A 26,613-nucleotide genomic window follows, 5' to 3' on the forward strand; every position below is an offset into this window, starting at 1 on the left:
CCTTACCCCTCCCGCGTGCCCATGAGCCCGCGCGGGCGCACGATCAGCATGACCACCAGCAGCAGATACGGGAGCACGGGCGCCACCTGCGCCACCGTGAGCTTCCACAGCGAGCTCAGCGGCGTGGCGTCGGTGATGTCCAGTCCGATGCCGGCCACCACGCTGGCCACCGACGCATCGATCGTCACCGCGAACGTCTGCAGCACACCGATCAGGATCGACGCGATAAACGCGCCCACCAGCGAGCCCATGCCGCCGACCACCGCCACCACGAAGACGATCGATCCCACCGCCGCCGCCATCGACGGCTCGGTGACGAACGCATTGCCGCCGATCACGCCGGCCAGCCCCGCGAGCGCCGCGCCGCCGCCGAACACCATCATGAACACGCGCGGCACGTTATGGCCGAGCGCCTCCACCATCTCCGGATGCGTGAGCGCGGCCTGAATCACAAGGCCGATGCGTGTGCGCGTCAGCACGAGGTAGATGCCCAGCAGCATCGCCAGCGACACGAGCATCATGAACGCGCGGTACTTCGGGAACGAGGACGTGAACACCGTGAACAGCGGGCCGTCGAGCTCGGGCGGCACGCGGTACGGCACCGCGGCAAGTCCCCACACGAGCTTGACGCCCTCCTCGATCAGGTACGCGAGCCCGAACGTGAACAGCAGCTCGGCCACGTGCCCGTACTTGTGCACGGTCCGCAACCCAAAGCGCTCCACCAGCGCGCCCGCGCCCGCCACCAGCAGCGGCGCCACGATCAGCGCGGGCCAGAAGCCGATGGCCTGCGAGATCGTGTACGCCAGATACGCGCCGAGCATATAGAAGCTCGCATGCGCGAAGTTGAGCACGCCCATCATGCTGAAGATCAGCGTCAGGCCCGATGACAGCATGAACAGCAGCAGTCCGTAGCTGATGCCGTTCAGCAGAGAGATGATGAAGAATTCCACGGGGCGCGTTCCGGAGAATCAGCCCGGACGCTTCATCTGGCACGACGTCGGCTGCGCGGCCACGTACTGGTCGAGCACCGCATTGGTCTTCCAGCCGTAGCCCGTGTTCTCCTGGTCGTACTTCACGTCCTTGCCATTGACCTTGGTCCACGTGGCCACCACGAGCGGCTGCTGGGCCTGATGATCGCTCGCGCGCATCTCGACGGTACCGTTCATGCTGTCCACCTTGATGCCGCCGAGCGCCTTGGCCACCTTGACCGGATCGGTCGAGCCCGAGTCCTTGATCGCCTTGGCGAGCATCGCGACCCCCGTGTACGAGGCCACCACGTAGAAGTCGTCGTTGTACTTCTTCTTGAAGCCGTCGATCACTTCGGCGCCGCGGAACCCGTCGTTGTTCGGGTTGTAGTACCCGACGTAGCGCACGCGTTCGGCCCCCGCCGCGCCCATCGCGGTGGGCACGCCCGTGGTCGTCGCGTAGTACGTATAGAAGTTGGTGGTGAGGCTGGCGTCCTTGGCGGCCTTGACCAGCAACGCGAGGTCGCTGCCCCAGTTGCCCGTGATCACCGTATCGGCGCCGGACGCCTTGATCTTGGCCGCGTACGGCGCAAAGTCCTTGACCTGCGCGAGCGGGTGCAGATCTTCGCCGACGATCTGGATATCGGGCCGCTTGCGCTTGAGGTATTCCTTCGCCGCGCGCGTCACCTGATGCCCGAACGAGTAGTTCTGGTTGATCAGGTACACCTTCTTGACCGCGGGATCCTTGGCCAGATAGGTGGTCAGCGCCTCCATCTTCATGTCGGAGTTCGCATCGAGCCGGAAATGCCAGTAGCTGCATTTGCTGTTGGTCATGTCCGGGTCCACCGCCGCGTAGTTCAGGTAGACGATCTCCTTGCCCGGATTGCGCTCGTTATGCTTGGCCACGGCGTCCTCGAGCGCGAGCCCCACCGACGAGCCGTTGCCCTGCACGATATAGCGGATGTTCTGGTCGGCCACCTGCTTGAGGATGGTCAGGCTTTCCTGCGGCGACAGCTTGTTGTCGAAGCCCACCACCTCGAACTTGTGCGGACCGCCCCACCCTTTCTGGTTCGCCACCTCGGCCACGTACTGCCAGCTCTTGAGCTGGTTCTGACCCACCGGGGCCATCAGGCCCGAGAGCGGATCGATAAACGCGATCTTGACGGTATCGGCAAAGGCCGGGAAAGCCAGCGAGGAACCGAACGCCGCCACTACAGCCGTGGCTGCCGCCAACGGACGCATCTTGGTCATGCCTGTCTCCTTCACTCTTTCTTGTAGGGAGCTGCTATGCGGTCGGCAGCCTGTAGTCCGCGAATTGCTCGCGCAGCCTGAGCTTTTGCATCTTGCCCGTCGCGGTCAGCGGGATTTCGGTGACGAACGCCACGTCGTCGGGGATCCACCATTTGGCGACCTTGCCCTCAAAAAACTGCAGCAGCGCCTCGCGCGACACGTCCATGCCCGCGCGCTTCACCACCACGAGCAACGGCCGCTCGTCCCATTTGGGATGCCGCACAGAGATGCATGCAGCCATATGCACCGCGGGATGCGCGGCGGCCACGTTCTCGATGTCGATCGAAGAAATCCATTCGCCGCCGGACTTGATCACGTCCTTGCTGCGATCGGTAATCTGCATATACCCGTCCGGGTCGATCGTCGCGACGTCGCCCGTGGGAAACCACCCATCCTCGTGCGCGCTCGTCTCCGCCCGGAAATAGCGGTCGATCACCCAGGGCCCGCGCACGAGCAGGTCTCCAAACGCCTTGCCGTCCCAGGGCAACTCGCGCCCCTCGCCATCGACGATCTTCATGTCCACGCCATAGATCACACGGCCCTGCGTTTCCAGGATCCGGTGCTGCTCGTCCTCGGGCAGGTCCGCATGGCGTGCGAGCAGCTTGCACACGGTGCCCAGCGGCGACATCTCGGTCATGCCCCAGGCGTGGATCACCTCGACACCGAGCGCCTCCAGCGCGCGAATCATCGCGGGCGGCACGGCCGAGCCGCCGATCACGGTGCGGCGGAAGGTCGAGAATTTCAGGTCGTTGGCCTGCACGTGCTGCAGCAGGCCGAGCCATACCGTCGGCACCCCCGCGGAGAACGTCACCCCCTCGCGCTCGAACAGGTCGTACAGCGAGGCACCGTCGAGCTTCGGCCCCGGCAGCACGAGCTTGGCGCCGACCAGCGGCACCGCATAGGGCAGGCCCCATGCGTTGACGTGGAACATCGGCACGACGGGCAGGATCACGTCGCGGGCCGAGCAGCCCAGCGCATCGGGCAGCGCCGCCGCGTAGGCGTGCAGCACCGTGGAGCGATGCGAATAGAGCGCGCCCTTCGGATTGCCCGTGGTGCCGGACGTATAGCAAAGGCTCGAGGCCTGGTTCTCGTCGAGCTCGGGCCACGTGTAGTCGCCGTCCTGAGCGTCCAGCAGATCCTCGTAGCACAGCAGCGGCACCTTGGCGTCCGCCGGCATATGCGCGCGGTCCGCCAGCATGATCCAGCCCCTGACCTTCGGGCAATGCGGGGCCACGCCTTCGACGAGAGGCAGGAACGTGGCATCGAAGCACACGTACTGGTCCTCGGCGTGATTGACGATATAGGCGATCTGCTCCGCGAACAGGCGCGGATTGATCATATGGCAGACGGCGCCCATGCCGGACACGCCGTAGTACAGCTCGAGGTGGCGGTAGCCGTTCCAGGCCAGCGTGCCGACGCGCTCGCCCTGCTGCACGCCGAGCGCGGCCAGCGCCTGGGCCAGCTTGCGCGCGCGAAGTTCGCAGTCGCGGTAGGTATAGCGGTGGAGATCGCCCTCGGTCCGTCGTGAAACGATTTCAGTCGTGCCGTAGTAGCGCGCGGCGTGCTTGATGATCGAAGAAATGAGCAATGGCGCGCCCATCATTTGACCCATCAATGCCATATGGTCGTCTCCATGGTCTCCAGCGTTTTTCTGGCACGGCCTCAAAAACGAACAATCGTGCTAATTTTGGGCCGAGTCTCGCAAAACCGGTGCACGTACAATACTGGTTGTCATATGCCGTCTCAACATGTCGTTTTCCCTAGCCCGAGACCGCACATACGTCCAACACAAGTCCTCCCGATGCCCCCAGATTCCGACCACAGCGCAACCCCCGGCGCTTCCGCCATGGCACGCATCCCGTTTGCCGTGCCCTTCACCACGGCGCCCGGCTTCGCGGAACTCGGCGAACGGTTCTTCACGCGCCTGTCGCCGACACCGCTGCCCTCGCCCTACCTCGTGAGCGTGGCGCCGGCCGCCGCGGCACTGCTCGGCTGGCGCGGCGATACCATCGGCGCGGAAGCGCGGCAACCGGCATTCATCGACACGTTCGGCGGCTGCGCGGTACCCGACTGGGCGGACCCGCTCGCAACCGTGTACTCGGGCCACCAGTTCGGCGTCTGGGCCGGTCAGCTCGGCGACGGCCGCGCGATCCGCCTCGCGGAAGCGCAAACGGCAGCGGGCCCGTGGGAGATCCAGCTCAAGGGCGGCGGACTGACGCCGTATTCGCGCATGGCCGACGGCCGCGCGGTACTGCGCTCGTCCATCCGCGAATACCTGTGCTCGGAAGCGATGGCCGCGCTGGGCGTGCCGACCACGCGCGCGCTGTCCATCGTCGGCTCGGATGCTCCCGTGCGCCGCGAGACCATGGAAACCGCGGCCGTGGTCACGCGGCTGGCACCGTCGTTTATCCGCTTCGGCCATTTCGAACACTTTGCCGCGCGCGAGGACCACGAGTCGCTGCGCCGCCTCGCGGACTTCGTGATCGACCGTTTCTATCCCGAATGCCGCGATGCGGGCGGCAACCCGTATCACGCGCTGCTGCGCGAGGTGTCGCTGCGCACGGCGGACCTGATGGCCCACTGGCAGGCGGTCGGTTTCTGTCACGGCGTGATGAATACCGACAATCTGTCGATCCTCGGGCTGACCATCGACTACGGCCCGTTCGGCTTTCTCGATGGGTTCGACGCCAACCATATCTGCAACCATTCCGATCAGCAGGGCCGCTATGCGTACAGCCAGCAGCCGCAGATCGGCTTCTGGAACCTGCATTGCCTCGCGCAGGCGCTGCTGCCGCTGTGGCGCGAAGACTTCGCGGACAGCGACGCGGCGGCCGAGTTCGCGCGCGAGGCGCTCGACCCGTACCGAGACCGCTATGCTTCCGCGTTTTTCCGGCACTATCGCGGGAAGCTGGGCCTGCAATCGGCGGACGACGGCGACGAGGCGCTGCTGACCGGGCTGTTCCAGCTGCTGCACGCCCAGCGTGTGGACTACACCTTGTTCTGGCGCAACCTCGCCCGCATATCGGGCAAGGATGGGGCTGCCGACGCGCCGGTGCGCGACCTGTTCCTCGATCGCGCCGCCTGGGATGCATGGGGCGCCGAGTACCGCGCACGGCTGCAAAAGGAGTCGTCCGACGATGCGGCCCGCGCGGTGGCGATGAATGCGGTGAATCCGAAGTACGTGCTGCGCAACCACCTGGCGGAAACCGCCATCCGCGCGGCGCGCGACAAGGATTTCGGCGAAGTGAACCGTCTGCTGGCCGTGCTGTCACATCCGTTCGACGAGCAGCCGGAAGCGGAACACTATGCCGCGCTGCCGCCGGACTGGGCTTCCGGACTCGAAGTCAGCTGCTCCTCGTAGCGACGCTATCAAAATGATCCTGGCGTCGTTGCGCGGCCTTGCCGTACCACTTGTACTGTCTGCGGCCGCGCGCCTAGCCAGGACCGCTTCGCTTCATTTTGATACCGTCGCCAAGGCGGTATAACGATTGAAAGGGAAACTGGAATGACCACGAAGAAAACCGACGCCGAGTGGCGCGAGCAACTCTCCGACATCGAATACCGCGTGGCGCGCGAATCGGCCACCGAGCGCCCGTTCACGGGCCGCTACTGGGACCACTGGGACCAGGGTATCTATCACTGCGTCGGCTGCGGCACCCCGCTGTTCGAGTCGGGCACGAAGTTCGACGCGGGCTGCGGCTGGCCGAGCTATTTCCGCCCGATCAACGGCGAGGTCATCGAGGAGCATACCGACCATAGCCACGGCATGACGCGCGTCGAGGTTCGCTGCAAGGAATGCGGCAGCCATCTGGGCCATGTGTTCGAGGATGGCCCCGCGCCGACCGGCCTGCGCTATTGCATCAACTCGGCTGCGCTAAAATTCGACGATCTCGATCCGGCCGACCGGCCCCCTGAAGCATGAAATTCCTGTTCGACCTGTTCCCGGTCATCCTCTTCTTCGTCGCCTTCAAGCTGTTCGGCATCTATCCGGCCACCGGCGTGGCGATTGCCGCGACGATCGGGCAGATCGCATGGGTGCGCGTGCGCCACGGCAAGGTGGAGCCGATGCAATGGATCAGCCTGCTGATCATCGTCGTGTTCGGCGGGGCGACGATCCTGCTGCACAACGAGACCTTCATCAAGTGGAAGCCGACCGTGCTGTACTGGCTGTTCGCGGTCACGCTGGTGGCCTCGGCCATCGGCTGGCGCAAGAACCTCATCCGCGCGATGATGGAGAAGCAGGTCACCCTGCCGGACCCGGTCTGGAGCCGCCTGAACCTCGCCTGGGCCGGCTTCTTCGCGGCGATGGGCGTGCTCAACCTGTATGTGGCCTACTCGTTCGATACCGACACCTGGGTCAACTTCAAGCTGTTCGGCAGCATGGGGCTGATGGTGGTCTTCATCGTGGTGCAGAGCATCTGGCTGTCGCGCCATATGCACGAGCCCCCCGCGGCGGAAGGCACTGCCGAAAAGAGGCCCGACTGATGGCAGCCGATCCCGCTCACATCGACGCGCTGCTGCGCGCGGCGCTCGCGCCCACCCACCTGACCGTCCGCGACGACAGCGCGGCCCATGCCGGCCATGCGGGCGCGGCGTCGGGTGGCGGTCACTATGACGTGACAATTGTCAGCGATCAATTCGCCGGCAAGACGCGCGTGACCCGACACCGCATGGTGTATGATGCGCTGCGCAGCTTGTTCCCCGCCCAGATTCACGCTCTGGCGGTCAGTGCATACACCGACGAAGAATATCAATCCCGCTAGATTTCCATGAAGATCACCGTCCTTTCGTTCAGCCTGGCCGCTGTGCTCGCTGCTGGCTGCCTGCCCGCTTTCGCCCAGAATGCCGCCGTCGTGAATGGCAAGCCCATCCCCTCGGCCAAGCTGGACAAGCTGATCGCCGGAACCGGCCAGCCTGCCAGTCCCGAGCTGCGCGACCGCGCCCGCACGATGCTGATCGACCGCGAGCTGCTGCTGCAGGAAGCCAACAAGCGTGGCATTACGCAACGCGACGACGTGCAGGAACAGCTGGAACAGGCCCGCCTGAACGTGCTGGCCGGCGCGGTGTTCGAAGACTACGTCAAGACCCACGGCGCCAACGACGACGAACTGCGCAAGCAGTACGACAAGATCAAGGCGCAGTTCGGCAACGGCAAGGAATACCACGCCCGCCACATCCTCGTGGAGAAGGAAGCCGACGCAAAGGCGATCATCGCCAAGATCAAGGGCGGCGCCAAGTTCGAGGACATGGCCAAGGCCTCGTCGAAGGACACTGGCTCGGCGGCCAACGGCGGCGATCTGGACTGGGCCAACAGCGGTAGCTACGTGCCCGAATTCTCGGCGGCCATGACGGGCCTGAAGAAGGGCCAGATGACGGACACGCCCGTGAAGACGCAATTCGGCTGGCACATCATCGAGCTCGTCGATGTGCGCGACCAGAAGATTCCGTCGTTCGAGGAAGTGAAACCGCAACTGCAACAGATGCTGATGGGCGATCAGGCCTGGCAGCGCGAACAGTTCCAGGCCATGATGAAATCGCTGAAGGACAAGGCGAAGATTCAGTAAGCCACACGCCCCTGCGCCGGCGAGAAGACGAGACGGCGAGACGGCGAGACGGCAAGACAACAAGGCACCTTCGGGTGCCTTGTTTTTTTTCGTCGCCATGCGGCCCACCGCACACAGCCGCATTCCGTCCGCTGCGGTGCAACGGTAAGATCGTCCGGCAATCCACCACGAGCGGGACGAGACACGATGGCGGCGGCAAGCGACTACTGGCACATGTGGCACCTCTATTCGCGCGGCGTCATCTACTGCGCGCTCGGTATGCCCAACGTCGAATGCACCGGCATGCGCTGGCGCGATCTGCAGGCCTACCTGCCCGTCCGCGACCGCTACGCGCAGACCAAGATGCTGCAGGCCACGATCGCGTTCATGGAAATCCGCGGCGAGATCGGCGTCCCGCCCAATGCCGATCGCATGCGCCTGCTGTACTCCAAATTCCTGCCGTGGAGCGCCCAGTTCCAGCCGACGGCCCTCCCGTCCGCGCTTTCGCCCGCAATCGACCAGGCCGCCTGAGACGCACCCGGCGCCTGCGACACCTCTCCCCGCCGTACCCGCTCTGCCGCATCAGGGGTTGCCCTGATGCGGCTTTTCTGATGTTGACAATCCAAATCCCGTGATCTACAACTTCGTTCACATATAAGAACTATTTTGTAGACAATTCTGTTTTCAATCACATGACCACAGGGCCACAGGAGACAGACATCATGCAAGTGACAGCGCCGACGGCCGTCGATACCCTCGCCGGAGTGCATCCGGAGAGCAACGCGTTGATCAAGCCAGGCTATGACGAACGGCTCACCAACGAAGATCTGGCGCCGCTGCGCAAGCAGACCTGGGGCACCTACAACATCTTCGCGTTCTGGATGTCCGACGTGCACAGCGTCGGGGGCTATATCACGGCCGGCAGCCTGTTCGCGCTGGGCCTCTCCAGCTGGCAGGTACTGGTCTCGCTGCTCGTCGGCATCCTGATCGTGCAGTTCTTCTGCAACCTCGTGGCCAAGCCGAGCCAGGTCACGGGCGTGCCCTATCCCGTCATCTGCCGCGCGTCGTTCGGCGTGCTCGGCGCCAATATCCCCGCGATCATCCGCGGCCTGATCGCCGTGGCGTGGTACGGCATCCAGACCTACCTCGCGTCGAGCGCGTTCCTGATTCTCGCGCTGCATTTCATGCCGTCGCTGGCCCCGTACGCCGACGTGAAGCTGCATGGCTTTGCCGGCCTGTCCACGCTCGGCTGGTGCGCGTTCATGACGCTGTGGGTCCTGCAGGCCCTCGTGTTCTGGACGGGCATGGAGACCATCCGCAAGTTCATCGACTGGGCCGGCCCCGCCGTGTACGCCGTGATGATCGCGCTCGCGATCTGGCTCGTGTCCAAAGCCGGCTGGGAGAACGTCAACTTCACGCTGAGCTTCCTCAAGTATCAGGGCTGGGACGCCGTGCCCGTGATGCTCTCGGCCATTGCGCTCGTGGTGTCGTATTTCTCGGGCCCGATGCTCAATTTCGGCGACTTCTCGCGCTATGCGAAGGACTTTCGCTCGGTGCGCCGCGGCAACTTCTGGGGCCTGCCCGTCAACTTCCTCGGTTTCTCGCTGCTGACCGTGATCACGACGTCCGCCACGCTGCCCGTGTTCGGCAAGCTGATTACCGATCCGGTGGAAACCGTGAGCCATATCGACAGCACGTTCGCGATGCTGCTCGGCGCGTTCACGTTCATGACGGCCACCATCGGCATCAATATCGTCGCCAACTTCGTGTCGCCGGCCTTCGACTTCTCGAATGTCTCCCCCAAGCACATCAGCTGGCGCACGGGCGGCATGATCGCCGCGGTGGCCTCGATCTTCATCACGCCGTGGAACCTGTACAACCACCCGACGATGATCCACTACACGCTGGACGTGCTCGGTGCCTTTATCGGCCCGCTGTTCGGCATTCTCATCGCCGACTACTACCTCGTGCGCCGGCAGCATGTGAAGGTGGACGATCTCTATACGCTGCGCCCCACGGGCACGTACTGGTACAGCAAGGGCTACAACCCCGCCGCCGTCGCCACGATGATCCCCGCCGCGATCGTCCCGATCCTGTGCGTGATCGTGCCGGCCTGGCAGGGGCTGGCCAACTACAGCTGGTTCGTCGGCATGGGTATTGCACTGGTGCTCTACCGCGCGCTGGCGCCGCGCATGATGCGCGCGCATATCGCATGACCCTCTTCTTCCCCGTCAACTGACACTGCCATGAAGCTCAAGATCATCAACCCCAATACCACGCAGAGCATGACCGACAAGATCGGCGCATGCGCCCGCGCGGTGGCGGGCAGCGACACGCGCATCGTGGCCGTGAGCCCGCGCATGGGCCCGGCCTCCATCGAGAGCCATTACGACGAGGCGCTCAGCGTGCCCGGCATTCTCGAGGAGGTCAGCCTCGGCGAGCAGGATCATGTCGATGGCTATGTCATCGCCTGCTTCGGCGACCCGGGCCTGTACGCCGCGCGCGAGCTTGCGCGCGGGCCGGTCATCGGCATCGCCGAGGCCGCCATGCACGCGGCCAGCATGCTGGGCACGGGCTTCAGCGTGGTGACGACGCTCGCGCGTACCTGCAATATCGCGTGGCATCTGGCGGAGCGCTACGGCATGGAACGCTTCTGCCGCAACGTGCGCGCAAGCGACCTGCCCGTGCTGGACCTCGAGAAACCGGGCTCCGACGCGCGCCGCATCATCGCCGACGAGTGCCGGCGCGCGCTGGCCGAGGATCGCAGCGATTGCATCGTGCTCGGCTGCGCGGGCATGACCGACCTCTGCGAGGAGATCGGCGACGCGCTCGGCGTGCCCGTGATCGACGGCGTGGCCAGCGCGGTCAAGATGGCCGAGGCGCTGGTTTCGCTGCGGCTTGCCACGAGCAAGCGCGGCGATTTCGCGCGGCCTTTGCCGAAGGCCTATTCGGGGTTGCTGGCCGATTACGCACTGAAATGATGCACCGCATGTAAACGGAACCGAGCATTCTTGTGTACGATATGCGCATCAATTGTCCCCACTCCGGTGCAGACACCGGGCATATCGTTTCACACATGGCCACCACGGAAAGCCCCGCCGACGCCGAGCAGTCCCTCAACGAATCCATTTACCGCGACCTCCATAACGCCATCATGGAGCACCGGCTGCTCGCCGGCACCAAGCTCGTCGAGGAGCGCTTATGCGAGGTCACTGGTGCGAGCCGCGCGCGAATCCGCCAGGTCTTTGCGCGGCTTGCCCATGAAAAGCTCGTGACGCTGATTCCGAACCGCGGCGCATTTATCTCGAGCCCGACCATCGAGGAAGCGCGGCAGGTGTTCCAGGCTCGCCGCATGGTCGAGCGCGAGCTCGCCGCGCTGCTGGCATCGGAAGCCAAACCCGCGCAGATCCGGGCCATGCGCCACCATATCGGCGAGGAAGACGCGGCGCGGGCACGCGGCGACCGCGCGGCCGTCATCCGCTTGTCGGGCGGCTTCCATATCGTGCTGGCCGAACTCGCGGGCAATGCGATTCTGGAAAAACTCGTGCGCGAGATGGTGTCGCTGACATGCCTCATCATCACGCTGTACGACCGGCCGGGCGCGCCGGCCTGCCCCGAGCACGAGCATCGCGACCTCGTCGATGCCATCGAACGGCGCGACGCCGCGCGGGCGGAAGCGCTGATGGTCGATCATCTGCGGCATATCGAAGGCTCGCTCGACCTGTCCGTCCGGGAGACGGGTGTACCCGACTTCCACAGCATTTTTCATCGCGAATAACCGGGAAGACGAATTCTTGCACTGCAGCAATGCATCCTGCGCGCGGGTGTTCTATGCTTAACGTTCCTGCTATCTCTTTTATCGAAGGAGTTGAAGGATGACCTGGACCACCCCTGCATATACCGATCTGCGTTTCGGCTTCGAAATCACGATGTATATCGCCAACCGCTGATGACGATGCGCCCTTGGGCCATCGCCATCGGTCTGGCATGAGCCCGCCTCTCCGGCGGGCTTTTTGTTGTTTGTCTGTTTGTTGCGGCACGGGGACCAATGACGACGATTCGCGTACTGGGGTCGGCCGCCGGCGGCGGCTTCCCGCAATGGAACTGCAATTGCGCCAACTGCGACGGCGTGCGGCGCGGCACGATCGATGCGAAGCCGCGCACGCAGTCGTCCATCGCGCTGACGCAGAACGGCCAGGACTGGCTGCTGGTCAACGCCTCGCCCGATATCCTCGCGCAGATCCGCGCCACGCCCGCGTTGCAGCCGGCACGCGCCTCGCGCGATACGGGGATCGGCGCGGTGCTGCTGATGGATGCGCAGATCGACCACGTGACGGGCCTGCTGATGTTGCGCGAGCATCGTCAGCCGCTGCCGCTGTACGCCACGCCGTCGGTGCTCCGCGATCTCGACCGCGGCTTTCCGCTGCGCGGCATCCTGTCGCATTACTGCGGCGTGGACACGCATGAACTCGCGCTCGACAACGGCGCCTTCCGCGTGCCGCCGTTGCCCGATATCGATCTGCACGCGGTGCCGCTCGACAGCAAGCCGCCGCCCTATTCGCCCAATCGCGCCACGCCGCAGCCCGGCGACAATATCGGCCTGCGCATCGTCGATCGCTCGACCGGCCGTCGCGCGTTCTATGCGCCGGGGCTTGGCGCCATATCGCCCGAGGTGCGCGAGGAACTCGATCGCGCGGACGTGGTGCTCGTCGATGGCACATTCTGGACCGACGACGAGATGCCGCGGCTCGGGCTCTCGGCAAAGCATGCGCGCGATATGGGGCACCTCGCGCAATCGGGGCCCGGCGGCATGATCGCGGCGCTCGATGCCTCGCGCGCGACGCGCAAGATCCTTATTCATATCAACAACACGAACCCGATCCTCGTGGAAAACTCGCCCGAGCGGCGCGAGCTCGCCGCGCATGGTATCGAGGTTGCCCACGACGGCATGGAGATCGCACTGTGACCGCTCCCGCTATCTCGCCCGACGCACTGGCCGCGTTCGAAGCGCGCCTGCGCGGCATGGAATCGCGCTACCACATCCACCATCCGTTCAACCGGCGCATGGCCAGCGGCCAGTGCTCGCCCGAACAGATCCGCGGATGGGTCGCCAACCGCTTCTACTACCAGCTCAATATCCCGCTCAAGGACGCCGCGATCCTGTCGAATTGCCCCGATCGCGCCACGCGCCGCGAATGGGTCATCCGCATTCTCGATCACGACGGCACCGACACCGAGCCCGGCGGCATCGAGGCATGGACGCGCCTGGGCGAAGCCGTGGGCCTGACGCGCGAGCAACTGTGGTCGCAGGCCCTGGTTCTGCCCGGCGTGCGCTTTGCCGTCGATGCCTATGTGAACTTCGCGCGGCGCGCGCCATGGCAGGAGGCCGTGTGCTCGTCGCTGACGGAAATGTTCGCGCCCGCCATCCACAAGGAACGTCTGGCGGGCTGGCCCGATCAATATCCATGGATCCAGCCCGAAGGACTGGCCTACTTCCGATCGCGCATTCCGCTCGCGCAGCGCGATGTCGATCATGGGCTGCGCGTGACGCTCGATTACTTCCGCACGCCCGAGCAACAGACGCGCGCGGTGGAGATCCTGCAGTTCAAGCTCGATATCCTGTGGTCGATGCTCGACGCGATCGAAAAAGCGTATCCTGACTGAAGGACGGCTCCATGAACGACATCACGATGCCCCGGCTGGACAAGCTCTACCGGCTGCAATACGAAGAGGCCCAGAAGGCCTGGGTGCTGCTGTATCCGGAAGGCATGGTCAAGCTCAACGACAGCGCCGGCGCCATCCTGCAGCGCTGCGACGGCGCCCATACCGTTGCGATGATGGTCGACGAACTGCAACAGGCCTTCGGTATCGAAGGCATCGCCCCGGAGGTGGAGACCTTTGTCCAACACGCCATCGAGCGTGGCTGGCTTGTCTGAGCCCGCCACGATCGCTCCGCCGTTATGGCTGCTTGCCGAGCTCACGTATCGGTGCCCGCTGCATTGCGCGTTCTGCTACAACCCGCTCGACTATGCACGCCACGATCGCGAGCTCGATACCTTGCAGTGGCAGCGCGTGCTGACCGAAGCGCGCGCGCTCGGCGCCGCCCAACTCGGGTTCTCGGGCGGCGAGCCGCTGCTGCGCGATGACCTCGAAGCGCTTGTCGCGCATGCGCGCGGGCTAGGCTTCTACACCAACCTCATCACGTCGGGCGTGGGCCTGACCGATGCGCGCCTCGGCGCGCTGCGCGAGGCCGGGCTCGACCATATCCAGCTGTCGTTCCAGGACTCCACGCGCGAGATGAACGACTTCCTCTCCAGCACGCGCACGTTTGCGCTCAAGCAGCGTGTGGCGTCGCTGATCAAGGCGCATGGTTACCCGATGGTGCTCAACTGCGTGCTCCATCGCTACAACCTGCCGCACGTGGGGGCCATCATCGAGATGGCGCTCGAGATGGGCGCCGAGTATCTGGAACTCGCGAACACGCAGTATTACGGCTGGGCGTGGGAGAACCGTCTGGCGCTGATGCCGACCGAGGAACAGTTGCGCGAAGCGGAGGCCGTGGTGGCCGAGTACCGCGCGAAGATCGGCAAGCGTTGCCGCATCCTGTTCGTCGTGCCCGACTACTACGAGACGCGGCCCAAGAAGTGCATGAACGGCTGGGGCTCGGTATTTCTTGGCGTGGCGCCCGACGGTGCCGCGCTGCCCTGCCATGCGGCGCGCGGATTGCCGGGTCTGGCGCTGCCCAATGTCACCACGCATTCGCTCGAGGAGATCTGGTATCGCAGCGATGCGTTCCAGCGGTTTCGCGGCACCGCGTGGATGCCCGAGCCGTGCCGCAGCTGCGACGAGCGCGAGAACGATCTTGGCGGGTGCCGGTGTCAGGCGTTTCTGCTGACGGGAGATCCCACGCGCACCGATCCCGTCTGCGACAAGTCGCCGGATCACGCGCGCGTGCGCGAGGTCGTGCTGAACGGCGCAGCCGCACGCCATGACGCCACGGCGGGCCATGGCATTGCCGCCGGCGAGTATCCACTCGTCTTTCGCGGCGACGCCGCGTCGCGCGCGTTTGCGTCGGGCGCCAAGCCGCGCTAGCGGTCGGCGTCCTACGGCAACGCCGCAATCGCAGCCTTCAGCGCGGCAGCCATCTTCCCAACGGGCAGATGGCCCGCGTCGACCCACTGCAACGTCGCCGCAGGCAACACCTCCCGGAGCCGCCGCGCATTGCGCGGATCGCAGACCCGATCGCGCCGGCCATGAAGAATCGTCACGGGGATGCCTTGCAAACCAGCGTCGCGCGCGGCCCGCAGCACAGCCGGCTTGCCCAGCCACGCACGATGCCGCAGGTAATGCGCCTGAATCCGATACCGATGCCGCCGCAACGCCCGTTGCCGCCCCGCCGTGCCCGCCGCGCGCACCTTGCGCACCGGCCGCAACCGCAACGCGCTCCGCTCCACACGCTCGTAACCCTCGGCCAGACGATGCTGCGCCCCGCGCGCGCCATGCAGCAGCCGATTGACCGCCGCGCCGAACGTCCCCCGCGCGTCGGGCACACGCGCTCCGGCAGGCCGCACATCGTGCAACATCGACAGCCCCCGCTGCCGCGGCGAGAACAGCCGCAAGATGTCATCCCACCCGGTCAGAAAGCTGCCCCGCAACACGATGCGCGCCACCGACGCCGGATGCCGCGCCGCATAGGCGAGCGCCAGCGCCGCGCCCCACGATCCGCCCACCACGCCCCATCGCGCGATGCCCAGATGCACGCGCAGCGCCTCCAGATCCGCAATCAGCGATGTCACCGAATTGCGCCGCAGCGATCCCGAGGGCCTCGACGCGCCCGCCCCGCGCTGGTCGGGCATCACGACGCGGTGCCGCGCGAGGTCGAACCATGCGGTCATCGCGGGATAGCAGCGCCCGCCGGGCCCGCCATGCACGACGACCCATGGCTCGCCATCGGCGGGCCCTGCCACCGATACATGCAGCCGATGGCCATCGGGACGGCGGAGATAGAACGAGGAAACGGAATTGGAAGGTCGCATTGAGGTCTCACACGGCCGCGGGCACCTGCGTCCGCAGATAGTCCACCACGCGCGCGACGCGTGGCGACAGTGCCCATTCGGAACGATGAATCAGCCAGAGTTTGTCGATCACGGGCGCGTCGCAGTCGAGCACGCGAATCTGGTCCTGATGCGCGAATGCCTGCCGCGCATAACGTGGAATCACGGTAAAGCCAAACCCGCGCGCGACGGGCTCGAGCATCAGGCTGATCTGATTGCTGAACCCGCGGCATGGCAGCGTGCTGACGCCCGGATTGCCCGGGTAGTGCCGGCTCAACAGGCGATTGGCCATCGCCTTGCCGTCCGGATGGTCGCAGAAGCCGATGCGCTGCAGATCGTCCCAGCCGCGCACGCGTTCGCTCGCCGGATAGACGAGCTCGAGCGGTTCCTCGCTGAACGGACTCGCGGTCAGGCGCGTGTCGTCGGGACGCAGCGAGACGAGGCCCACGTCGAAGCGGTTCTGCAGTACCGCGTCGAGGGTTTCGGCATCGGGCGCGAAGCGATGGCGAATGATCAGGCCAGGCGTCCTTCCCTGCAGGTCCAGCAGGCGCGGATAGAGGAACAGGCCGATGCTGCCGGGCGTGATCAGGCCGACCACGCCGCTATCGGCATGGGCGCTCAGCTGCGCGCGCAGGCGGTCGTTGGCGGCCTCCATGTCGGCGCAGTATTCGAGCAGGACCTTGCCGGCCGGCGTCAGCTCCACGGCACGCGGGCGCCGGATCAACAACGGGCCCAGCGCCTCCTCGAGGTGGCGAACATGCTGGCTGACGGCAGCCTGCGTGAGGCCGAGCTGGTCCGCCGACTGGGTAAAGCTGCCGGTCTGCGCCACGAGGGCGAACGATCGTAGCCATTGCGGGTTGAACATAACAAACTCTTATTGAAGCGATAACGCGCGGATGGTTTTCATTATAGAGAAGCCTCGCTAATATTGCTGCGTCGCAATACGCACGGAATTTCCACATGACTACGCCCGCACTTTTCACCCCGTTCACGCTGAAAGACGTTACGCTCCGCAATCGTATTGCGGTCCCCCCGATGTGCCAGTACAGCGCCGTCGATGGTTTCACCAACGACTGGCACCTGTCGCACTACGCGGGGCTGGCGCGCGGCGGCGCGGGCCTCGTTATCGTCGAGGCCACGGCGGTCTCGCCCGAAGGCCGTATCACGCCGGGATGCACGGGTCTGTGGAATGACGAGCAGGCAGTGGGCATGAAGCGGATTGCCGAGGCCATCCAGGCTGGCGGCGCGGTGCCGGGTATCCAGATCGCGCACGCGGGCCGCAAGGCGAGCGCGAATCGCCCGTGGGAAGGCGACGACCATATCGCCGAAGGCGATGCGCGCGGGTGGAAGATCATCGGCCCGTCGGCCAAGGCATTCGGCGCGCATCTGCCGAAGGTGCCGGAAGCGATGACCGAGGACGATATCGCCCGCGTGAAGGCCGATTTCGTCGCCGCCGCGATTCGCGCGCGCGATGCCGGTTTTCAATGGCTCGAGCTGCATTTCGCGCACGGCTATCTGGCGCAGAGCTTCTTCTCCGTGCATGGCAACGCGCGCACGGACGGCTATGGCAACGACGCCATCGGCCGCGGCCGTTTCCTGCTGGAAACGCTGGCCGCCGTTCGCGAAGTCTGGCCGCAGAACCTGCCGCTGACCGCGCGCTTCGGTGTCATCGAGTACGACGGCAACGACGAGCAGACGCTCAAGGAATCGATCGAACTGGTCCGCGCGATGCGCGAGGGCGGCCTCGATATGCTGAACGTCAGCGTGGGCTTTTCCACGCCCGACGCGCAAATCCCGTGGGGCCCCGCGTTCCTGGCCCCGATCGCCGAACGCGTCCACCGCGAGGCCGGCATCCCGGTCGCCTCGTCGTGGGGCATCGACGACCCCGAGATCGCCAACCGCGTGGTCGAACAAGGCCAGATGGACCTCGTGATGGTCGGCCGCGCCATGCTGTCGAACCCGCACTGGCCGTACCAGACCGCCATGAAGCTCGGCGTGGAACGCCCGTCGTGGGTCCTGCCCGCGCCGTACGCGCACTGGCTGGAACGCTATCGCGTGCAGTCGGCGTAAAGCCTGCCTGAACACGATCCCGGCCGGGCCCCGCGCATCCGGCCGGCGGTTGTGTGGCGAAGCGCCACCTACTCGGTGACCGCCGTCCGAACGATATAGCGCGCTTTCGTGCGATAGCTGTAGAGCACCAGTGTCAGCTCGCGACCGTCGTCGCGCAGATCGAGGATCTTCCAGCCATCTCCTGTGAAAGCCGGGTGCTCGGCCCACATGTTCACTTGCCGCAGGCGTCTGAAGTCCTGCAGGCCACGCTCGGTGAGCCAGATTTCGAGCTTGCCCGAGCCAGCCATGGCCTTGAACATGTAGAGACGCCGGTTCTCGCAGATCGCCTCGATCCAGCCTCCTTGCTCGGCCGTGAAATACACCGCATTGCCGATTCTCAGCGCCGCATCCTCGCCAAGCCGGAGCAGGCTGCCGTCATTGCCGCCGCGGTTCGCCCATCGGATGTCGGTGGGGCAATTGCGCACGGCTGTACGGTCGGTCTTTGTGCCCGTGTCCGGCGCCTCCGGGTCTGCATTGCCCGGCAACGGCCCCTCCCCCTGTGGTACGACGACGGCGCGATGGACTGGCCGCACGAGCGCCACGCGGGGCAGGATCGGCGCCGGAGCCTTATCGGGTAATCCGAGGGCCGTTTGCACCAACTGGCGAGGCTGTCCGCCGCGCACGCCGTACGGATCGAAGGCCGGACAAAACCGGCCATTGGACGTTTCCTGCCGCCACGCGCGGCTGAAGATCACGCGGCCCGCACGGCCCTCGCGCAGGGTCAACTGGTAGCCCGCCCTGCCGTCCTTGTGCCTGCCTTCGACGAGCAAGGTGGCGCCGCTATCGCCACGCCCCTCGCTGGGAACCGAGACGACGACGCGCTCTCCGTCCCGCGTTTCCGCCCAATAATCGCGACCCTCGACGCGAATCGCCGGCGCGCCCCATTTCAGCAGACTGTCGGCCCATCCGTGCCCGAGTCCGGAAGATAGGCCGACGACGACTTCCAATGGTCCCTGCAACGCCCGCAGCGGCTCGGCAATGCCCTCTGGCTCGGCGGTACAGACCTGCCCCATGCGAAACACGACATCCTTCAGGTATTCGCGCTCGGCGTCATTCGGATGCCGGCGATCGAGCAGATAGAGCCTTAGCGACGTCATCGCAACGATGACCGCCAGCGCAACGCCCAGACAACGCAGGCCGTCCGCGGTCCACGCGGTTTGCCGACGCCGAATGCGCTCTTCCTTCAGATAGGTGCCCGCCGCGACGATCGCTACCGCCATTGCGACAAACCACAGGACCGCGCCGAGCCCGAAGCCATAGACCGAAGTCTCGTTCGCGTTGGCATTCAGCCGGAGCGCGTCGAACCGAAAGGTATCGAGCGCGACCGCAAACGCCAGCAACGATCCGATCACCGCGACCCAGGCGCGCTCCCTGACATAAAGCCACAGCATCGAAAACAGGAATAGCGGGTTGGCAAACCACGCAAAGGCACCCTGAAGCGGACCTTGCCAGCCAATCACCAGAATTTTGTATCCATGCAAGCGAAAGCCGTTATGGAAAGTCATGCCAATGGCGACCAACGAGGCGATCCAGATCAGGAGGGCCAGCGTAGCCAGCACGATGGACCGAGACACTTTCACGGCTGACCCATTCATATTGGACTGTTCGATATCTGGATGCGCATTGAGCGGAAGCGTGCCAGCCTATCAAAGCCATGCGCGGACGGCATCCAACCTGAAGGGGGGTCGTGGGGTGGCTTGCAAACTTTGTCGTGCAGCACCAACACCCCACTTCATTCTCAGACGCTGACAATCTTGTAATGATTCGGTCAGTCTCGGGTCAGTGCCTGGCGCCAATACTGGGTACAAGTTCATCGCACGATGACTTCCGCCAACAAGGCAAACCAACCCAGGAGGTACCTATCATGAAAACCCTTGCACGCACCCTGCTCGTCGCCTGCACCCTGGCCGTCCCGGCCCTCTCGTTCGCCCAGACCGTCGATCAGAATGGCCCGGTCACCCGCGCCGAAGTCCGCGCGGATCTGGTCCGTGTGGAAAAGGCCGGCTTCACGCCGTTCCGTGGTGACAACTACACGTACCCGGCCGCCATCCAGCGTGCCGAAGCCAAGATCAATGCGCAGGATCAGGTCGCGACCGCCACCACCCCGTCGCTGACGCCGAGCGTCAAGCTCGTCGCCGCGAATACGTCGCACCAGCACTATCGCATCGACGATTCGCGCAGCGTCTACACGGACGGCGCCTGATGCAGGGCAGCGCCATCACCCACGCCGCGCGCGGTTAGGTCGTATTGCGCGCGGCGTGCGTGACCGCGGTAGCGAACGCCGGAAGCATCTTCCGCATCGACGCGTTTGGCACCACGACACCCCGGACTACCGGCAATCGCTGCTCCACCACTTCGAACCCGAAGTGTGCAAAAAACGGTTGCGCGGTACGGCTCACGTCCGAAGTCAGCCACGGCAGGCGTTGTCGTCCGGCATGGTCATGAATCGTCTCCATGAGCAAACGCCCCGCCCCTTTGCGCGCGTAGTCTCCCGCGACAAAGAAATGATCGATATACCCGTTCGGCTGCAGATCCGCGTAGGCGACAAGCACGCCATCTGCCTCGATCACGAACGGATCGATAGTCCTGATCCGCGCCTCCCAGACGCCAGCATCCAGATCCGCAGGCGCCCACGCCGCGATCTGCGCCGCGTCATAGTCCCGACTCGCGATCCGATGGATCGCGGAGAAGAACACCCGGAATAGCGCCGCCTCATCGCCGACGCGAAACTTGCGCACACGCATGGTCAACCGAACTCGTCATGCTGTGGCAGCGCATCCGTAATCGTGTACCACGGCGCCTTCGATCCCACAAAGATATGCGCGGCCGGTCGAATGCTCGGCGCATCGGCAAGCGTCCCCAGCGTGACGTGCACATATGCGCCATCCCGCACTACCGAGAACATCAGACTGCCGCAGATCCTGCAACGCACGTCATGCGCCGACTGTGTATCGCCAAAGATCGACACATCGTCCTCCCCCTGCGTGATCCGCAACTTGTCTCGCGCAATCCCCGCAAACGGCTTGAACGCGGAGCCCGTGGCGCGGCGGCAATTCGAACAGTGGCAGTTCAACGCGTAGGCGAAGTCGTCCTCCACGGCGTATCGGATCGCACCGCAAAGACATCCACCGGCAAGGATTGGTTTTTTCATGGTCATGAACGCCTTGAAAAGCAAAGGCTGACACCTACCCAGCCCTGTTCGCCACCGAAGCCTCGAACACCCTTCGGTAATTCCCCCCCAACACCTGCTCCGTCTCCGCCTGAGAGAACCCCTCCGCCAGCAACGCACTCCCCAACAGCGGCAGCTGCGCATAGCTCGTGAACACCGGTGGCGAGATAAAGCCGAGCATGTCCGTCCCGAGCCCGACGTGCGCGACGCCCACCACATCCGCCATGCGCCGGAACCCATGCGCCATCTCGCGCAGATCGTGGAACGAGCCCGCGCTTGGCCAGACGCCGATGACCCCGCCCGTCTCCGCGATCGCGCGCGCATGGTCGGCGGAGATCGAGCGGCCGCGTGCGGAGGGGCGCGCCACCAGCGCGGTATGCGACAGCACCAGCGGCTTCGTCGAGACGGACGCCGCGCGCTTCACCAGGTCGTACGTACCATGCGCGACATCGACGACGATGCCCAGCGCATTGCAGCGCCGCACGACATCGGCGCCGAAATCGGTGAGCCCGCCCTGCGCCGGCGCCTCCGTCTGGATATCGCCGAGCTCGTTCACGCGATAGTGCGTCAGCTGCAATTGCCGCAGCTTGTGCAGTTCAAACGCTTCATCGACGCGATCCACCCGCCCTTCGAGAAAATCCGCGCCCTCGGCCGTGACGATCACGCGCGGCCCATCCCCACCCGACCGCAGCGCGCCCGCATCGGTGACGATGCTCAACCCTTCCTGCGCGCAAAGCGCCTTCGCGCGCTCGAACGACAGCTGCGACAGCCGATAAAGCTCGCCCGGCTCGGGCTTGCGCCAGGCTTCGAACCTGCGCCGATCCGCGGACACACGCGTAGCGGCCGTATCCGCCACGATGGCGAGGCAGATCACGTTCATCCCACCCTCGACCATCGGCCCGCGCAGCGAGGTGAACGGACGATGCAACCCCGTCGCCGGATCGCGCGACAGCGTGACGCGCCCCGCATGGCTATGCATATCGATGGTCACGGCACCGGGCGACGCACGCCATGGAGGCGCGTCACCCTCGGCCCCACCACCGGAACGCCCCGGCGCGCAGGCCACCACGCCCAGCGCGGCCCCGAGCGCCAGAAACGCGCGCCTGCGCGGCCTGAACGCGGACATGGCCACGGTGTCACCGCCTGTGGCGGACGTTGCTTGCGAGCGCGCAGATGTCATATCGCTTTCGGAATTGTTGAACCGCCGCAGGCCACTATTCTGCCCATTCTTCACGATCGAAAAAAAGCCCGCCAGGCACAGAGCCGGCGGGCTTTTTTCAACACGGCACAGCAGGTATCACCCCACCCACTTCCGCGCATTGCGGAACATCCGCATCCACGGGCTCCCACCGTCGGGAATCGCCTTCCATGCATCGGGCGCCCAGCTCATCGTCGCCGCGCGGAACACGCGTTCCGGGTGCGGCATCAGGGCCGTAAAGCGGCCATCGACGGTCGTGACCGACGTGATGCCCTGCGGCGAGCCGTTCGGGTTCAGCGGGTACGTCTGCGTGACATTGCCCGCATTGTCCACGAATCGCAGTGCAACCTTCGCGGCACCGATGTCGCCCTGCTGCGAGAAGTCCGCGAAGCCTTCGCCGTGCGCGACCACGATCGGGATGCGGCTGCCTTCCATGCCCGCGAAGAAGATCGACGGCGACTGCTCCACCTGCACGGTCACAAAGCGCGCTTCGTACTGTTCCGACTGGTTGCGCGTGAACTTCGGCCAGGCGTTCGCGCCCGGAATGATCGGCGCAAGGTTGCTCAGCATCTGGCAGCCGTTGCACACGCCCAGCGCAAACGTGTCCTGACGGTTGAAGAACGCCGCGAACTGCTCGGCCATCTGCGCGTTGAACAGGATCGTCTTGGCCCAGCCCTCGCCCGCGCCCAGCACGTCGCCGTAGCTGAAGCCGCCGCACGCCACAAAGCCCGTGAAATCGGCCAGGTTCGCGCGGCCCGCGATCAGGTCGCTCATATGCACGTCGTGCGCATCGAAGCCCGCGCGATCCATGCTGTAGGCCATTTCGATCTGCGAGTTCACGCCCTGCTCGCGCAGGATCGCCACACGCGGACGCTTGCCGGTGGCCACGAACGGCGCGGCGATATCGGCGGCGGGATCGAACGTCAGCACGGGGCTGATGCCAGGGTCCGCCGCGTCGAGCACGCGATCGTATTCGCTATCGGCGCAGGCCGGGTTGTCGCGCAGACGCGCGATACGCCAGCTCACTTCCGACCAGTTGCGCTGCAGCTCGCCACGCGCGGCGCCATAGACCTTCTTCGCATCGCGATAGATCTCGATCTGGTCGCTCGTGTTGGGCTTGCCCAGCACATGGCTGCAGGCCGAGAGGTTCGACTCGCGCAGCACGCCGAACACCGCGTCGCGATCTTCGGCACGAACCTGGATCACGGCGCCGAGTTCTTCCGAGAACAGCGCGCGCAGCGTCTGCTCGTTGCGGCGTTCCGCGATCTGCTGGGTCCAGTTCTTGGCGTCGCCATAGTCCTGTTCCTGCGTCGGATCGAGCGCGATCATGTCCACGTTCAGCGACACGCCGCAGTGGCCCGCAAAGGCCATTTCGGCCACGGCAGCCATAAAGCCACCGTCCGAACGATCGTGATAGGCCAGCAGCTTGTCCTCGCGGTTCAGGCGCTGAATCACGTTGAAGAAGTTCTTGAGATCGTCGGCGTTATCGACGTCGGGCACCGTGTCGCCCACCTGCTGCGTCACCTGCGCGAGGATCGAGCCGCCCAGACGGTTCTTGCCGCGGCCGAGGTCGATCGCGATCAGCACCGTGTCGCCCAGATCCGTACGCAGTTGCGGCGTCAGCGTGCGATTGACGTTATCGACCGCCGCGAACGCGGAGATGATCAGCGATACCGGTGCGACCACTTCCTTGGCGACGGTCTTGCCGCCTTCCTCGTCCGACCACTTGGTGCGCATCGACAACGAGTCCTTGCCCACCGGAATGCTGATGCCGAGCGCCGGGCACAGTTCCATGCCCACCGCATGCACGGTGTCGTACAGCTTGGCGTCTTCGCCTTCCACGCCGCAAGCCGCCATCCAGTTGGCCGACAGCTTGACCTTGCCGAGGTCGATCACGGGCGCGGCCGCGAGGTTCGTCAGCGCCTCGCCAATCGCCATGCGGCCCGATGCGGGCGCGTCGATCACGGCCAGCGGCGTGCGCTCGCCCATCGTCATCGCCTCGCCGGCCAGGCCCTTGTAGTCGAGCGTGGTCACGGCCACGTCGGCCACGGGCACCTGCCACGGGCCGACCATCTGGTCGCGCGCGTTCATGCCGCCCACGGTCCGGTCGCCGATCGTGATCAGGAACGACTTGCTCGCCACGGTCGGATGACGCAGCACGTCATGCACGGCCTGTTCGAGCGAGATACCGGTCACGTCCACGGCCGGCAGTTCGCGCGCCACGCGCTTGACGTCGCGATGCATGCGCGGCGGCTTGCCGAGCAGCACATCCATCGGCATGTTCACCGGGAAGTGTTCCTTCAGCGAGGCATCGACCGCCGCATCGACGACCTGCAGCTGCTGTTCCTCGGTGGCCACGCCGACCACCGCGAACGAGGCACGCTCGCGTTCGCACATCGCCTGGAACTGCGGGAAGCTGTCCGGCGCAATCGCCAGCACATAGCGTTCCTGCGATTCGTTGCACCAGATCTCCGCCGGCGACATCCCCGATTCCTCGAGGTGGATCTGGCGCAGGTCGAAGCGCGCGCCACGGTTCGCACCGTCCACGACTTCGGGGAACGCATTCGACAGGCCGCCCGCGCCCACGTCGTGGATCGACAGAATCGGGTTCGCATCGCCAAGCTGCCAGCACGCGTTGATGACTTCCTGCGCGCGGCGCTCCATCTCGGGGTTGCCACGCTGCACCGAATCGAAGTCCAGATCGGCCGTATTGGTGCCGGTCGCCATCGAGCTCGCGGCGCTGCCGCCCATGCCGATGCGCATGCCCGGGCCGCCCAGCTGGATCAGCAGCGTGCCGGCCGGCAGATCGTTCTTGTGCGTGTGGTTGGCATCGATATTGCCGATACCGCCGGCGATCATGATCGGCTTGTGATAGCCGCGCACGGTGCCGCCCACGTTCTGTTCGTACACGCGGAAGTAGCCGCCGAGGTTCGCGCGGCCGAATTCGTTGTTAAACGCCGCGCCGCCGAGCGGGCCTTCGATCATGATCTGCAGCGCGGACGCGATGCGGTCCGGCTTGCCGGTCACGCCGGGCTTGTCGTCGGGGTTGCGATGGGCGACCGGCTGCGCGGCGTCGCGCGCGTTCTCCCACGATTCCACGGCTTCCGGCAGCATCAGATTGGACACCGTGAAGCCCGTCAGGCCGGCCTTCGGCTTCGCGCCGCGGCCCGTTGCGCCTTCATCGCGAATCTCGCCGCCGGCGCCCGTGGAGGCGCCCGGGAACGGGGAAATCGCGGTCGGGTGGTTGTGCGTCTCCACCTTCATCAGCGTATGGGTCAGCGCCTCGTGACGGCCATAGCGCTGGTCGTCGCCGCGCGGGTACCAGCGCTCGGCCACGGCCCCTTCCATCACGGCCGAATTGTCCGAATACGCGACGATCGAACCCTGCGGGTTCAGCTGGTGCGTATTGCGGATCATCGCGAACAGCGACTTGTCCTGGCTCACGCCGTCGATGGTCCACGTCGCGTTGAAGATCTTGTGGCGGCAGTGCTCGCTGTTGGCCTGCGCGAACATCATCAGTTCCACATCGGTCGGATTGCGGCCGAGCTTCGCGTACGCGTCCAGCAGATAGTCGATCTCGTCCTCCGACAGCGCCAGGCCCATGGCCGTGTTGGCGGCCACGAGCGCGCTGCGGCCCGCGGCGATATCGATGAACTGCAGCGGCTTGGCCGGCAGTTCCTGGAACAGGCCCGCGGCATCGGCGCGGGTGGCCACGACGGTCTCCGTCATGCGGTCGAACAGATGCGCGGCGACGGCGGCGCGCGTATCGGCGTCCAGCGTCTTGCGGCCGCGCAGCAGGCCCTTCTTGCAGATCACGGTGATCTCGATCCCGCGCTCGATGCGGTGCACATGCGTCAGGCCGCAGTTATGGGCGATATCGGTCGCCTTGCTCGCCCACGGCGAAATCGTGCCGAAACGCGGAATCACCACGAAGCGGTCGCCTTCGGTCTGCTCGGCGAACGGTGCACCATAGGTCAGCAGCGCGGCGATCCGGGATTCGTCGTCGGCCGAGAGCGGTGCATTGGCATCAACGAAGTGCAGGAACTGGCCGTGCACCGATTCGATATCGGCGTCGATCTGCTTGAGGGCGGTGAGGAGGCGTTGCTGGCGGAAGGCGGAAAGCGCCAATGGGCCGGGGAAGCACGAGAAATGCGCCATGATCGTTGCGGTCGGGAGGCAGGAGGTAGGGGGCTGCGGCCGCCGGCACCGCTGGATGGGATGCCGGCTGGCGGAAAACCGCTATTGTACCTTGCCCGGGACCGCTTATTGCATTGCGCAATCCGAC

At 65.4% G+C, this 26,613-nt stretch carries 26 protein-coding genes; 16 read left to right on the top strand and 10 right to left on the bottom strand.

Annotated elements, in window-relative coordinates; all coding sequences use genetic code 11:
* Positions 1-2 precede the first annotated feature (2 nt).
* From AAHB16_RS07730 to AAHB16_RS07740, 3 genes are read right to left on the bottom strand one after another with little or no spacing between them, the layout of a single operon-like run.
* Positions 3-950: a branched-chain amino acid ABC transporter permease gene (locus tag AAHB16_RS07730; RefSeq protein ID WP_150371543.1), complete on the bottom strand. Its 948-nt coding sequence runs from the start codon at positions 948-950 to the stop codon at positions 3-5.
* 18 nt (positions 951-968) lie between these two features.
* Positions 969-2,216, bottom strand: coding sequence for a branched-chain amino acid ABC transporter substrate-binding protein (locus AAHB16_RS07735; protein ID WP_150371542.1), 1,248 nt, complete (start codon positions 2,214-2,216; stop codon positions 969-971).
* Positions 2,217-2,250: 34 nt separating this feature from the next.
* Positions 2,251-3,876 (bottom strand): 3-(methylthio)propionyl-CoA ligase, encoded by a 1,626-nt coding sequence (locus AAHB16_RS07740; RefSeq protein WP_150371541.1) that lies wholly within the window; start codon positions 3,874-3,876, stop codon positions 2,251-2,253.
* Positions 3,877-4,101: 225 nt separating this feature from the next.
* On the opposite strand from AAHB16_RS07740, the gene AAHB16_RS07745 reads away from it, so the two are divergent.
* From AAHB16_RS07745 to pqqE, 14 genes are all read left to right on the top strand, one after another.
* Positions 4,102-5,616 carry a protein adenylyltransferase SelO gene (locus AAHB16_RS07745; protein WP_342050542.1) on the top strand — a complete coding sequence of 505 codons (1,515 nt, stop codon included), beginning with the start codon at positions 4,102-4,104 and terminating at the stop codon, positions 5,614-5,616.
* A gap of 144 nt (positions 5,617-5,760) precedes the next feature.
* The gene (gene msrB / locus AAHB16_RS07750) at positions 5,761-6,177 is read left to right on the top strand and encodes a peptide-methionine (R)-S-oxide reductase MsrB (RefSeq protein WP_150371539.1); all 417 of its coding nucleotides are present in this window, start codon (positions 5,761-5,763) and stop codon (positions 6,175-6,177) included.
* Positions 6,174-6,740 carry a septation protein A gene (locus tag AAHB16_RS07755; RefSeq protein ID WP_342050543.1) on the top strand — a complete coding sequence of 189 codons (567 nt, stop codon included), beginning with the start codon at positions 6,174-6,176 and terminating at the stop codon, positions 6,738-6,740. The genes msrB and AAHB16_RS07755 overlap by 4 nt, the downstream gene beginning before the upstream one ends.
* Complete coding sequence (locus AAHB16_RS07760) at positions 6,740-7,018, top strand: BolA family protein (RefSeq protein ID WP_150371537.1); 279 nt, start codon at positions 6,740-6,742, stop codon at positions 7,016-7,018. Before AAHB16_RS07755 ends, AAHB16_RS07760 begins: the two co-directional genes overlap by 1 nt.
* A gap of 6 nt (positions 7,019-7,024) precedes the next feature.
* Positions 7,025-7,819 (top strand): peptidylprolyl isomerase, encoded by a 795-nt coding sequence (locus AAHB16_RS07765; protein WP_109580918.1) that lies wholly within the window; start codon positions 7,025-7,027, stop codon positions 7,817-7,819.
* Between the two features lie 186 nt (positions 7,820-8,005).
* Positions 8,006-8,329: a hypothetical protein gene (locus AAHB16_RS07770; protein ID WP_342050544.1), complete on the top strand. Its 324-nt coding sequence runs from the start codon at positions 8,006-8,008 to the stop codon at positions 8,327-8,329.
* Positions 8,330-8,520: 191 nt separating this feature from the next.
* Positions 8,521-10,014: an NCS1 family nucleobase:cation symporter-1 gene (locus AAHB16_RS07775; protein ID WP_342050545.1), complete on the top strand. Its 1,494-nt coding sequence runs from the start codon at positions 8,521-8,523 to the stop codon at positions 10,012-10,014.
* 30 nt (positions 10,015-10,044) lie between these two features.
* Positions 10,045-10,779: an aspartate/glutamate racemase family protein gene (locus AAHB16_RS07780; RefSeq protein ID WP_342050546.1), complete on the top strand. Its 735-nt coding sequence runs from the start codon at positions 10,045-10,047 to the stop codon at positions 10,777-10,779.
* Between the two features lie 95 nt (positions 10,780-10,874).
* Complete coding sequence (locus AAHB16_RS07785) at positions 10,875-11,576, top strand: GntR family transcriptional regulator (protein WP_223851419.1); 702 nt, start codon at positions 10,875-10,877, stop codon at positions 11,574-11,576.
* A gap of 97 nt (positions 11,577-11,673) precedes the next feature.
* Complete coding sequence (gene pqqA / locus AAHB16_RS07790; RefSeq protein WP_109582639.1) at positions 11,674-11,748, top strand: pyrroloquinoline quinone precursor peptide PqqA; 75 nt, start codon at positions 11,674-11,676, stop codon at positions 11,746-11,748.
* Between the two features lie 98 nt (positions 11,749-11,846).
* Positions 11,847-12,764: a pyrroloquinoline quinone biosynthesis protein PqqB gene (gene pqqB, locus AAHB16_RS07795; protein ID WP_342050547.1), complete on the top strand. Its 918-nt coding sequence runs from the start codon at positions 11,847-11,849 to the stop codon at positions 12,762-12,764.
* A complete protein-coding gene (pqqC, locus tag AAHB16_RS07800; protein ID WP_150371534.1) occupies positions 12,761-13,462 on the top strand; it encodes a pyrroloquinoline-quinone synthase PqqC in 702 nt (233 codons plus the stop codon). The genes pqqB and pqqC overlap by 4 nt, the downstream gene beginning before the upstream one ends.
* An 11-nt stretch (positions 13,463-13,473) precedes the next feature.
* Positions 13,474-13,734, top strand: coding sequence for a pyrroloquinoline quinone biosynthesis peptide chaperone PqqD (gene pqqD / locus AAHB16_RS07805; RefSeq protein WP_223851418.1), 261 nt, complete (start codon positions 13,474-13,476; stop codon positions 13,732-13,734).
* Positions 13,727-14,890, top strand: coding sequence for a pyrroloquinoline quinone biosynthesis protein PqqE (gene pqqE, locus AAHB16_RS07810; protein WP_342050548.1), 1,164 nt, complete (start codon positions 13,727-13,729; stop codon positions 14,888-14,890). Before pqqD ends, pqqE begins: the two co-directional genes overlap by 8 nt.
* Before the next feature lie 11 nt (positions 14,891-14,901).
* Here the strand turns inward: pqqE and AAHB16_RS07815 are convergent, their stop codons facing one another.
* On the bottom strand, positions 14,902-15,834 hold the full coding sequence (locus AAHB16_RS07815; protein ID WP_342050549.1) for an alpha/beta fold hydrolase: 933 nt from the start codon (positions 15,832-15,834) through the stop codon (positions 14,902-14,904).
* Between the two features lie 7 nt (positions 15,835-15,841).
* Complete coding sequence (locus tag AAHB16_RS07820) at positions 15,842-16,717, bottom strand: LysR family transcriptional regulator (protein ID WP_150371531.1); 876 nt, start codon at positions 16,715-16,717, stop codon at positions 15,842-15,844.
* A 95-nt stretch (positions 16,718-16,812) separates the two neighbouring features.
* Between AAHB16_RS07820 and AAHB16_RS07825 the strand changes: the two genes are divergently transcribed.
* Positions 16,813-17,922, top strand: a complete 1,110-nt coding sequence (locus AAHB16_RS07825; RefSeq protein WP_342050550.1) for an NADH:flavin oxidoreductase/NADH oxidase — start codon at positions 16,813-16,815, stop codon at positions 17,920-17,922.
* Between the two features lie 68 nt (positions 17,923-17,990).
* Here AAHB16_RS07825 and AAHB16_RS07830 read toward each other — a convergent pair whose 3' ends face one another.
* On the bottom strand, positions 17,991-19,520 hold the full coding sequence (locus AAHB16_RS07830; RefSeq protein ID WP_342050551.1) for a hypothetical protein: 1,530 nt from the start codon (positions 19,518-19,520) through the stop codon (positions 17,991-17,993).
* Positions 19,521-19,825: 305 nt separating this feature from the next.
* On the opposite strand from AAHB16_RS07830, the gene AAHB16_RS07835 reads away from it, so the two are divergent.
* Positions 19,826-20,164 carry a DUF4148 domain-containing protein gene (locus tag AAHB16_RS07835; RefSeq protein WP_150371528.1) on the top strand — a complete coding sequence of 113 codons (339 nt, stop codon included), beginning with the start codon at positions 19,826-19,828 and terminating at the stop codon, positions 20,162-20,164.
* Positions 20,165-20,198: 34 nt separating this feature from the next.
* On the opposite strand, the gene AAHB16_RS07840 is transcribed toward AAHB16_RS07835, so the two are convergent.
* The 4 genes from AAHB16_RS07840 to purL form a co-directional block, all read right to left on the bottom strand.
* Positions 20,199-20,705 carry a GNAT family N-acetyltransferase gene (locus tag AAHB16_RS07840; protein ID WP_342050552.1) on the bottom strand — a complete coding sequence of 169 codons (507 nt, stop codon included), beginning with the start codon at positions 20,703-20,705 and terminating at the stop codon, positions 20,199-20,201.
* Positions 20,706-20,707: 2 nt separating this feature from the next.
* On the bottom strand, positions 20,708-21,112 hold the full coding sequence (locus tag AAHB16_RS07845; protein ID WP_342050553.1) for a GFA family protein: 405 nt from the start codon (positions 21,110-21,112) through the stop codon (positions 20,708-20,710).
* Between the two features lie 34 nt (positions 21,113-21,146).
* Positions 21,147-22,256 carry a dipeptidase gene (locus tag AAHB16_RS07850; protein WP_342050554.1) on the bottom strand — a complete coding sequence of 370 codons (1,110 nt, stop codon included), beginning with the start codon at positions 22,254-22,256 and terminating at the stop codon, positions 21,147-21,149.
* Between the two features lie 171 nt (positions 22,257-22,427).
* Entirely contained in the window at positions 22,428-26,486 is a 4,059-nt protein-coding gene (gene purL / locus AAHB16_RS07855; RefSeq protein ID WP_342050555.1) for a phosphoribosylformylglycinamidine synthase, read from the bottom strand.
* Positions 26,487-26,613: the final 127 nt, after the last annotated feature.

The organism is Cupriavidus sp. OTU4054, from assembly GCF_038440175.1.
In the GTDB taxonomy this organism is placed as follows: domain Bacteria; phylum Pseudomonadota; class Gammaproteobacteria; order Burkholderiales; family Burkholderiaceae; genus Cupriavidus; species Cupriavidus pauculus_D.